At 68.4% G+C, this 10,359-nt stretch carries 6 protein-coding genes and 3 pseudogenes; 3 read left to right on the forward strand and 6 right to left on the reverse strand.

Going from position 1 to position 10,359, the window contains the following annotated elements:
* Nucleotides 1-83: 83 nt before the first annotated feature.
* The 3 genes and pseudogenes from ACFY1J_RS45840 to ACFY1J_RS45850 all read left to right on the forward strand — a co-directional run.
* Nucleotides 84-1,599: pseudogene (locus ACFY1J_RS45840) on the forward strand (SpoIIE family protein phosphatase); the annotation flags it as partial.
* Between the two features lie 170 nt (nt 1,600-1,769).
* On the forward strand, nt 1,770-2,147 hold the full coding sequence (locus ACFY1J_RS45845; RefSeq protein ID WP_390713110.1) for a cation transporter: 378 nt from the start codon (nt 1,770-1,772) through the stop codon (nt 2,145-2,147).
* A 78-nt stretch (nt 2,148-2,225) separates the two neighbouring features.
* Nucleotides 2,226-2,582 (forward strand): annotated as a pseudogene (locus tag ACFY1J_RS45850) (hypothetical protein); the annotation flags it as partial.
* A gap of 72 nt (nt 2,583-2,654) precedes the next feature.
* Here the strand turns inward: ACFY1J_RS45850 and ACFY1J_RS45855 are convergent.
* From ACFY1J_RS45855 to ACFY1J_RS45880, 6 genes and pseudogenes are all read right to left on the reverse strand, one after another.
* Nucleotides 2,655-5,273 carry a tetratricopeptide repeat protein gene (locus ACFY1J_RS45855; protein ID WP_390733288.1) on the reverse strand — a complete coding sequence of 873 codons (2,619 nt, stop codon included), beginning with the start codon at nt 5,271-5,273 and terminating at the stop codon, nt 2,655-2,657.
* 12 nt (nt 5,274-5,285) lie between these two features.
* On the reverse strand, nt 5,286-5,693 hold the full coding sequence (locus ACFY1J_RS45860; RefSeq protein WP_390713112.1) for a hypothetical protein: 408 nt from the start codon (nt 5,691-5,693) through the stop codon (nt 5,286-5,288).
* A 289-nt stretch (nt 5,694-5,982) separates the two neighbouring features.
* Complete coding sequence (locus tag ACFY1J_RS45865; protein ID WP_390733289.1) at nt 5,983-6,399, reverse strand: hypothetical protein; 417 nt, start codon at nt 6,397-6,399, stop codon at nt 5,983-5,985.
* 629 nt (nt 6,400-7,028) lie between these two features.
* Nucleotides 7,029-9,248: an RICIN domain-containing protein gene (locus ACFY1J_RS45870; RefSeq protein ID WP_390733290.1), complete on the reverse strand. Its 2,220-nt coding sequence runs from the start codon at nt 9,246-9,248 to the stop codon at nt 7,029-7,031.
* An 18-nt stretch (nt 9,249-9,266) separates the two neighbouring features.
* Nucleotides 9,267-9,581: an RICIN domain-containing protein gene (locus tag ACFY1J_RS45875; RefSeq protein ID WP_390713129.1), complete on the reverse strand. Its 315-nt coding sequence runs from the start codon at nt 9,579-9,581 to the stop codon at nt 9,267-9,269.
* A pseudogene (locus ACFY1J_RS45880) lies at nt 9,561-9,773 on the reverse strand (hypothetical protein); the annotation flags it as partial. The gene ACFY1J_RS45875 and the pseudogene ACFY1J_RS45880, both read right to left, overlap by 21 nt.
* Nucleotides 9,774-10,359 lie beyond the last annotated feature (586 nt).

The raw sequence follows: 10,359 nt of genomic DNA on the forward strand, positions 1-10,359 counted from the left end.
CCGCTGGAACAACTCCCACAACTCATCCGGCACTAGCCGCTCAACGATCCCCACACCGAGACCCTACCGAACACTCCAAATGAGATGTCTTCTTAACCCGGTTGCCCGTCGGCATGGCGGTCATGGACACGGAGCTGCCGCTACGTCTGGATCAACGACACCCTGGAACGCTTCGGCGGGGTGCCCCGTGGGCAGCGGTTGGGCAAGCGTCTGAGCGAGCTGCAGCCCGGGCTGCAGGCCAAGACCCTCGAAGAAGTGATGCGCGAGGTGCTGCGGACCGGTGTGGCGGTCGCCGACTACGAGTACTTGGGCTGGACATGGGCGGACCCGGATCGACAGCATGCCTATTCGACGTCCTTCTTCCCGCTGGTCGATGCCCAGGACGCCGTGACGGGCGTCTGCTACATGGTTCTCGACGTCACCGGTCGGTGGAACGCCCGTCAGCTGCTGTCCATGGTCAATGAAGCCGGAGCCTGCGTGGGCAGCACCCTGGACGTCATGACGACGGCCCAGGAACTGGCCGATTTCGCCGTACCGCGGTTCGCCGACTTCGTCGTCGTCGACCTTCTGGAGTCGGTCCTCAGCACGCAAGGACACGAGGCGTGGCTATCCGATGCGGGACCGGCGGCCGCGCGGCCCCTCATGCGCCGGGCGGGAATGAGCTCCGTCCGGGAAGGCTGCCCGGAGGCGGTCGCCCAGGTGGGTGACCGGGTGGACTTCCTCCCTCCTCCGCATGACGTCGGCCTCCTCGTCAACGGCGACCCCGTCCTCATACCGGTAATCGACCCGGACCGTCCCGAATGGACGGTGCAAGAACCCGCCAGGGCATCGCGCATACGCGAGTTCGGAATGCACTCCCTCATCTCCGTGCCGATGCGGGCGCGGGACACCGTCCTGGGCCTTACCACATTCACCCGCTCGCAGAACCCTGCCTCCTTCGATCCGGACGACGCTCTGCTGGCCCGGGAAGTCGTCGCACGCGCGGCCGTCTGCGTCGACAACGCACGCCGCTACACCCGCGAACACAACGCGACCCTGACACTCCAACACAACCTGCTGCCCCACTTCTTGGAGGGCGGCACCCCCGTGGACGTCGCCTCCATGTACCTGCCGGCCGACGCCAAGGACGGCGTGGGCGGAGACTGGTTCGACGTCATTCCCCTGTCCGGCGCCCGCGTCGGCCTGGTCATCGGCGACGTGGTCGGGCACGGCATCAGCGCCGCCGCGACGATGGGCCGGCTGCGCACCGCGGTCCAGACACTCGCCGACATGGACCTGCCCCCCGACGAGCTGCTGGCCCACCTGGACGACCTCGTGATGCGCCTCGGTGAGGAGGAACCCGACGACGAAACAGCCGACCAGGGCCATATCAGCATCATCGGAGCGACCTGTCTGTATGCCATCTACGACCCGGTCACGCAACGCTGCGAACTCGCCCGGGCCGGCCACCCCCCGCCGGTCGTCGTCACGCCCGACGGAGACGTCAGCTTCCTGGAACTGCCCCCCGGCCCACCGCTCGGCCTGGGCGGACTGCCCTTCGAGGCGACCGAGATCGAGCTCGCCGAGAACAGCCTGATCGGCTGGAACGTGATCGGCATCGCGGTCCTCGCTGTGGCCGCCGTCTCGGCACGCCCGGTCGCGCTCGCCGGGTTCGGCCTGGACTCCCTGATCGAAATCGGCGCCTCCGTCGTGGTGGTCTGGGAGTTGTCCGGCACCGGCAAGCCCGCCAGCGTCGCGCGCTGCGGCTGATCGGTGTCGGCTTCGCGGCCTTGGCTCTGTACCTGCTGGTGCAGTCCACCTCGGTAGTGGCCACCACCTTTCACCCGTACTCCTCACCGCTGGGCATCGGCTGGACCGCGATCACCGCCGCCGTGATGTTCGCGCTCGCTTTCGGCAAGACCCGCACGGGAGCGGCGCTCGACAACCCGGTACTGACTACCGAGGGCCGCGTGACGCTGATCGACGGCCTGCTCGCCGCAGCCGTCCTGCTCGGGCTGCTCCTCAACACCGCACTCGGCTGGTGGTGGGCCGACCCAGCCGCCGGATACGTGCTCGTCTGCTACGCAATCCGCGAGGTGAAGGAAATCTTCTCCGGCCATCGACCGTGCCGGCGCGGAAAGACAGCCAGGCGGGGCTGGACCGTATGAAAGCCGTCCCGGTGGCACGGGGGAACGCCACCGGGACGGCTACGCCAGAGTAGACGTCGCCAGCCGCATACGGCACTGTTCGGGCGCAAGCCACAGCTCTGGGCCGAGCCCTACCAGCAGGAGATGATTACACGGATCATCGACGTGGCACACACCGTGGCCACCTACCGCACGCCTGCGGGCCCACACCACGATCTCAGCGTGGCCCGCCAGGCCGTCGCGACCGGCCTCGACGTCGACGACACGGCAGAGCTGTCGTATCGCGACTGGTGCAGGATCGAGGCCGCGGCCGGGAACCGGCAGGGCCTGCACACCGCCATCACCCGCGTCCAGCAGATCAACCGGGCCCTGGACTGCTCATTGGAATTGGAGACCGAGCAGCTCATCAACGAGCTCCTCAACGGCCCGGACACGGCAGTACGCAAGGTCCTGTAGACGTGGGCGCGCCGGGCCGCGCAGTGCGTGCAACTGGCTGGGGACAATGTCGCGAGCCGCGTCACCACCCGCTCATGAGGGTGACCGAAACCCGTCCAGCCACCGCTCGACCTCGTTCGCCCTCGGGCTGGCGAGGGTCCGTAAGCGCTCGAGGGCCTCTGCGCCCAGCGCCTGGGCGTCCTGGGGATCTCCGGTGGAGGCCAACGCGCGGGCCGCGCCGGCCAGGGCGAGGGCGGTGAGCTCATCCTGGCCGGTGCGTCCGGCGCCCGCGGCCGCCGCGCGGAACAGGTCCTCGGCCATGGCGAGGTCATTCTCGGCCTCGTAGGTCGTCGCGAGGCTCAGCCGCAGGCGTGCCAGCATCGCGGCGTTGCCGCGTTCCAGTCGCATGGCGCGCAGCAGGAGTTCGCGTGCGGCAGGGGTGCGGCCCCGGGCCAGCTCGAACTCCGCGAGTGCTTCCAGGGCACCGGCCAACGGACCACGCATGGCGATCCGTTCGGCGATCCGCAGGCTTTCACGCAGGTGCAGCTCGCTTGCTTCCGGTGCTCCGGCGGCCAGTTCGTGCCGGCCCAGTTCCCGCAGGGCGTCGCTCAGCTTCTCGGGACGGTCGTGAGCGCGGACCAGTTGTTCGGCCTCGCGCAGCAGGTGGCCGCCACTGTTCAGGTCACCCGTCCTGTCCATGACCCGTGCCAGGTTGACCATGATGGGGACACGTTCGTGGTAGTCCAGCTCGCGGGCCAGCCGCAGGGCCTCGGTGAGCAGCGAGCGCGCGCGGGCGTAGTGGCCGCGCTCGGTGGCGAGCCAGCCCAGACCGTGCAGTGCGTCGACCTCGTCGGTGTCCAGATGGTGGGTGCGGGACAGCTCCAGGCACTCCTCGAAGTGCGCCGCGGAGGCGGCATAGTCACCGGCCAAGGCCCTCATCCACCCGCTGACCTGCAACAGTCCCGTTATCTGGTCGGATTGGCCGCTCTCCCTGGCCAGCTCGAGTCCACGGTGCAGATGCGCGGCGGATTCGTTGTGCCTGCCCTGGAGTCCCATGACCCAGCCCAGGCCCTGGAGCGCCGGAACAGCCTCGGCGCCCTCGGCCCCGATCAGGGCGTCGGAGAAGTGCCGCCGGGCACGCTCGAGATCACCCCGCATGCCGGTGCCCCAGCCCATCTTCAGCAGCAGGTCGACAATCTCGCCCACCGAGTCGTTCTGCTGCGCGCACTGCATGCCCTCGTCGAGGTACCGGCTTCCCTCGCGCAGATCGCCCCGCTCCAGGGTGACATTGCCCAGGCGTAAGAGAGTGCGGGCCTCGGCCCGTGCGTCGCCCACCGCGCGTGCCGCACGAAGCGCGTGTTTGAGGTGCGGCTCGGCCACCGAGTACAGGCCACGGTGCATCAGCATGGGGTAGGCCGCGTCGACGCCGGCGAGGAGGGTCTCGTGCATGTCGTGCCGGTGCGCGTGGTCGAGCGCCTGCAGGACGTTGCCGAGTTCCTCCTGGAACTGTTCGCTGCTCATGGCGCCCTCCCCGGCTCCTTCGGCCCCCTCAACGACCATGCCCACGTAGACCTCGGCCATACGGCGTTCGACCGCGACCGGGACCCCTTTGGCTTGTACGTAATCGTGCACGACCTGATGCATGAACTGGCGATCCGCACCGCCCGACTCGATGAGCCCGGCGCGCACGACGGCGCGCAGGGTCTCCGGATCCGCGCCGGTGACCGCCCGTGCGGCTGCGGCGCCGTAACTGTTGGGCTTCGGCGGAAAGACCGCCAGGTCGCGCAGAGCCTGCTGGGCGGCAGCGGGCAGCCTCGCGTATCCGAGGTCCAGTACGGCCAGCAGGGAGATCGGCAGACCGCCGGGAATGCTGGGGTGTGCGGCGCTCGGGGCCTGGCGGCGCACCAGTCGCAGGCGCTGCTCGGCCTGCCGCAACCGAGCAAGGGCTTCGTTAACGCCGTGCTGCCCGTCGAGCTCTGCTTCCCTCAGATGGTGTCCCATCAGCGTCAGGGCCAACGGCAGTCCCCCGACGAGAGCGACCAGTTGGGCGGCCGCCTCGCGGTTCGATCGTACGGTCTCCTCGGCCAGAGCCTCCAGCAGGTGCAGGCCCTCGGCGGGCTCCAGCTCGTCCACGTGGAGCACGGCTCCTCCGAACTCCAGGGCCACACCGGGGAACCGGGTGGTCACCAGCTGGGCACAGTTCGGCCCACCGACCTGCAGCGCGAGTGCGTCGTCCGGATCCCAGGCGTCGTCCACGACCAGCAGGAAACGCCGTTGACCGATCTTCCGGTGGAGCGCCTCGGACCAGCCCGCCGCGGTCTGCTCGTGCAGGTCCTGGCTTCGCAGGCCGACGTGTTCTCCCCAGTCGGCCAAATGCCGCTGTACGTTGCCTTGGGCGCCGAGGCCGGCCCAGAGGATGCCGTCGGGAAAGCGCGCCCGGATCTGCTGATCGTAGGCCAGGTCCAGGGCTAGCGCAGTCTTGCCCGCGCCCGGCAGCCCGCACAGCGCCACGGCACGCTCGCAGAGCAGGCCGCGGATACGGTCCCGCAGTGCTTCCCGGCCCACGAGCAGTCCGGAGGATCGGCTGGGAGCCAGGAAGGGAGCGGGAAGCCGGGGCGGCTCCTGGTGGATGGTCACACTGTTGTGGTCACCGATCACGGCGAATTCGACGGCTCCATGGAACTCCACGTGCTCCGGTTGCGCTCTCTCCATGGCATCGGCGCGTCAGGCCTGATCGGGTCCGGGACCGGATTCGTGGACCGTCATATCCACGTGCGCACTGTCACCGACGACGGCGTTGCCCACCCGGCCGTAAAAGTGGGTCTGATACTTGGCTCCCTGCCGGTCGTCCCTGCCCGCCTCGGCGAGCACGCGCCGGGCCAGTGCGATCAGGGCTTCCTCGGCGTCGACTCCGGACGCCGCCAACTCGGCCCGCAGCGGACGCTCCCAGGTATCGGGCTGCTCCTCGAAACGCTCCAGGATCAGTCGCCCGTCCGGACGGCCGACGAGCCGTGCCCGTACCGCCTCCCGTAGTTGCCGGTAGGCGGCGACCACGGATTCCTTGGCAGCATCGGAGACGCCCGCCGCGGCTCCGGCCGCCAGCGCGGCGACAATCAGCGACACAGGTTCCATCGCACCCCTCCCCCGAGGGTGTCGGTGTCGCACGCAACCGCCCCTCGTCACAGAGGGTAACGCCTCACGCACACAATGCGCCAGGGGCTGCCCGGCCCGGGTAACCGACCGCAGAAACACAGGACCCTCAGCCGCGCAAGCCCCCGCCGCCGTAAAGCGATTCGGCCGCTCGCGTACCGGCCGTGAACGGGCGCAGGCACGGTGACAAAGGGACGGATCGCCGGCTCAGCAGCTGGGCGCCCGCCCCGACCGACCCAGCTGCGCGAGCCTGGCATGCTCGACGGCTTCATCACCTGGCCGGGATCACCCCGGCCCCGGTGTGGCGTGAGCACGAAGACACGGGTTGCTCTGTCTTCTTCTCGCCCACATGCGCCCAGCCGCGCACGCGCTGCGGGGCAACGTCGCGAGCCGTGTAGGCGAGCAGTTCGTTCAGGGCCGCTTCGTTGGACGCGGGCGGCCGGGTGTGCCACTCCCCCAGTGTCTCCCGTACGGTCTGCGCAACCGCGTGCGCGTGCTGAGCCAGGTCGTCGTCCAGGGTGGCGGCTTCCCCGTCCTGGGCACGCCCGGTGACGACGGCCGGCCCGTGGATCGGGTACAGGGTGATGCCTCGCCAGGCGCTTGCCAGGGCCCATGTGGTGATGTTCTGCGTGAGCCCGCTCCGGTGTCCATCTCCGTGCAGGTGCAGGAGGGCCCGTCGGTGGTACAAGCCTTGATCGACTGCGCCGGTTGTTCCGATGTGATCGCGGATCGCGGAGTCGCACCGGGCCTGGGCAAGTCGATTTCCGTGACTGTGGTGTCGGAGGCAATGTGCAACGCGCGCACGGGTCCTCCTGACTCGGCGGCCTGCGCAGTGCACAGATCGCTGTGCGCACTGGCTGCGCAATGGGCATCGCGTCTGCGCAGTGCTGGGGTGACCTGCGGTTTGGGCCTTCACCCCGGATCTTGAACACGTCTATGCGGCTCGGGCCAGGGTAGTTGACGTCGATTGGACGGCGTTCTGCGGACTCACGGACGACCGTGTATCCCTCGCCTGGGACAGTGCCGCCCACCCACCGGTGGCTGTGTCTGCCGACCTGCCGCGGCGCATGCGGTCGCGCCAGCGGCCGGTCAGCCCGCGAGCGTTCGGCGGGCGCCGGCTCGGGTGGGTTCAACGCCTCCCTCGCCGGCTCTCGGGCGCACGCTGCGAGCCGCACGAACGAGGCCGACGACTTCGACGAGTGGGTCTTCCGCACCGTCCTCAACCCTGTGAGCCCTCTCTTCCGCGAGGCCCGGTATCTGCTCGCGGAAGAGCCCGACCTGCGAGACCCCGCCCTGTATCTGTCCGTGCGAGGAGTGTCAGACGATCGCCCAGTACTGGAGGGAGGAGTTCGTGTTCGTCTCCTGCGTCACCGGGGATTTGTTGGACGACGAGGCGGTGGTGAGCAGCAGTCCCCCGTTCGCCGAGGCGACGGTGTAGACGCCGCTCGGCAGCCTGGTGACGACCCAGCGCTGGTTGGCGCCTCCGTTGCAGGTCCACTGGATGACCTTTGCGCCGGCCTCGGTGGAGGCGTCGCTGACGTCGGCGCACAGTCCCGATGCGACGTTGACGAGCTGATAGGAGCCGTTGGGCTGCAGGGTGAACCGCCACTTCTGGTTGGCTCCGCCGTTGCTGGTGTAGGTGATGAGCTGGGTGCGGGGCTCTTTGCTGTAGTCCGGGACTTCCAATGCCTTGCCCCTGGTGATGAGGGTGTGCGTGCCGTTGAGGCCGCCGGGGGTCGGGCCGACCGCGGTCATCGTCAGTGCTTGCTCGGCGGCGGTGCGTGAGCCGCCGACCGGGTTGCCCGTGGTGTTCGTCCAGTGGCGGGCGGGTGTGGTCTCGGCGAGGCGGTCGGAGTCGGCGGACATGCCGATCATCAGGCCGCTGTAGCGGTTGACCAGCCGGTACGTCCCGTCCTGCCCGCCACCGGCGGACGTGCCGGGGATGATGAACCACTGCTGCCCCACGGTGGGACCGTCGGTTCCGACCGCGGTCACGGTCGGTTTGGTTCCCCAGGCTCGGGTCGTGGTGGAGGTGTTGGCGACGCCCAGAAGCTGTCCCGTGGCGGCGTTGGTGATCCGGTACGAGCCGTCGCCGTTGCCTGCGAAGGACCAGGCTTCCAGGTCAGATCCGGTGGCGGACGCCAGCGAGGTGGTGGCCGAGTTGCCGGACACCTGAGCCAGCAGCCGGCCGTTCCCGCCGGCGATGCGGTAGGTCTGGGCCGGGTCGAAGGGGGCCTTGGCGGGCTCGCTGGAGTCGATGGTGACGTTGGTGTACTCGCCGCTGGAGGTGGCGCAGGCGATGGCGCAGTACGACCGGAAGGTCTTGCCGACGATGGTGGAGTTCGTCTTGTTGGCGCCGTCGAGGAACCAGCGGTACCAGGAGCTGGACGTGTGGCTGCCGGAGTCACCGGCCAGGTGCCACTTCTGGGTCGCCAGGTTGTCCGTCACGTAGTACTGCTGCGGCCCGGGCTGCTTCACGACCTCGGGCGTGCCGATGTACAGGCCGAGGTAGGCGTCGTAGGCGATGTTCATGACGAACAACGGAGACGTCGGGGGGAGTTCACCGGCCTCGATCTGCTCCGCCGCGGTGCCGGGGTTGGCGGGGTCGTAATCGCGCTCGACCGGGGTGTAACCAGTCGGGTTCGACGACGTCACCGGCTCCATGTTGCTCTCCAAGCCGCCCACCCCCGGCTGCGACCAGGAGCCGTTGTGCCACTTCCGCCAGGAACCCGGGGCCATCTTCGCCGAGATCGGCGCGCGGGCGACGTGCGCCTGGAACGCCTTCCAGGTACCGCCCTTCTCCACGACCCGCGAGCCGTAGTAGACGTAGAAGTAGCCCGAGGCGGTGTCGACGAACAGCCGTTGGTCACCATCGCCGTAGTAGTACGTCTGGTGCGGGAACTGCTGGTTGTCGCCACGCTTGGTGCTGTACGGAGAGGTGATGGCGTGGCCTTTGATGCTCCACGTCCTGCCCTGGTCCTTCGACACCGCGTAGTCGATGCCGTCGTAGTGGCTGCCGTCGCCGAAGGGCCGCGGGGTGAACTCGTTGTGCACCAGGCCGTACCAGTCCCCGGTGTCCGGATCGACCCACACGCCGGACAGGTCGCAGTAGTTGCGCTGCGAGAAGCGTGAGCCAGCGGGCGCGTTTGTTGCCTCCACGCCGGTGGGGCTGTTGTTGCACCGCCAGGTCGTGTCGTTGTTCTTGTCGTTGGGATTGGCGGGGTTCACCGCGTCGCTGATCGCGGACGAGCGCTTGGCGTCCTCGAAGTTCGTGCCGGTGAAGAAGTCCCAGTAGCGGGGGTCCGACGTGTCGTACAGCGCGGCGGACTGCTGGAAGTAGAACGTGCCGTCCTTGTCGATGTAGGTGCTCGCCGGGGTGTCCGTCGGGTGCGCGTACGTGCCCTTCGACCCGATGGAGATCGTGTATGTGGCCTCGGACGGGGACGCCGATGCGGTCGTCGTTGTCACTACGGTGCCGCCGATGAGCGCCAGAAGCATGGCGATGACGGCAGCGGCGAGTCTGCGGGGAGCTAACATGGTTACTCCGTCTTCGTGTCAGGAGGGTGCCGCCGGTCGGCCCTGGAAGGGGGGAGGATCCAGGGCCGGAACACCGGCATTCTTGATGGCCCAGGGCAGAGTCCAGCGCTGGTTGGCCCAGCCGTTGCAGTCCCAGATCACCAGTTGCGTGCCGTTGGTCGTGTTGAGGCCGGGGACATCGAGGCAGCGCCCGGACTGAACGCCTTTGAGCCCGCCGTCGGTCTGCGGCGTCCCGCTGATTCGGCCCGCCGTTGCAGTCCCACAGGTGGACCGGCGTGCCGTTGCCCCACCACCAGTTCTTTGCGCCCGTACGGCCTTGGCCTGCTCGGCGATCCACCACTGGTAGCCCTGGCCGCAGTCCACTGTGTCGCGTGTGTGCATGTGGCTGGGCTCGGCGCCATCCGTAGAGTTGGTGTCGCCGCCGACCTCCAGCTTGAGGGTCTGCAATGCCGCGCCGTAGCCGGTCTTGAAGAGGTAGTCGAGGAGCTGGGTGCGCTGCGGCTCGGGGTGGTCGGCGAGCAGGCGGAGGAGAGGAGGTGATCGCGGTCTGAGTAAGGAGGTCATGTCGACTCCATCAGGGGGGTTGGGACGACCGGGAAGGGGCTGAAACAACCGCGGCCGACTGCACAGGGGGTGGGCGAGGCGGTGGCGCGTCCGGAATCGCATCGCCGCTTGGAAGGAGTCATGCGCAGGGCTCCATCGGGCCCACGATCGGACCCCACAAATCATGCAAGCCTCAACGAGATCAAACAGATTCACTCACCCTGCTGTGAGATGGTGAGCGGGATTCAGGGGACATGTCAATGGCAGCGCACCAATGTCGAAGCAAATGGGCCCGAGGGCCCCTGCGATTCAAAGGGAAGGTGAACAACGCTCAGCTTCAGAGTTCACCCGAGCGCTTCAGTGCAAGCCCGAAAAATGACGCGCAAACCCTTGCCGTGCTCCGGTGGTCGGGGTGGTCGGGGCTCCTGGGATGGTTGCATCGCGCTTGCGAATGTCCATCTACCGCTTCGGTTAGTGCGTTGTGGCAAAGGGAGTCCCTGTTCGATGAGCAGGGGCTTCTTCGTGTGCGGGGCATGATCGCCCTGGGGTAGGGGCAGGCAGCGGACGG

The sequence above is a fragment of the Streptomyces sp. NPDC001406 genome, assembly GCF_042895285.1.
Classification (GTDB): domain Bacteria; phylum Actinomycetota; class Actinomycetes; order Streptomycetales; family Streptomycetaceae; genus Streptomyces.

Bases quoted from the DNA above. Each gene is read 5' to 3' on its own strand.
- ACFY1J_RS45870 (WP_390733290.1), bottom strand. From the start codon at position 9,248: ATGTTAGCTCCCCGCAGACTCGCCGCTGCCGTCATCGCCATGCTTCTG.
- ACFY1J_RS45860 (WP_390713112.1), bottom strand. From the start codon at position 5,693: ATGGAACCTGTGTCGCTGATTGTCGCCGCGCTGGCGGCCGGAGCCGCG.
- ACFY1J_RS45855 (WP_390733288.1), bottom strand. From the start codon at position 5,273: ATGGAGAGAGCGCAACCGGAGCACGTGGAGTTCCATGGAGCCGTCGAA.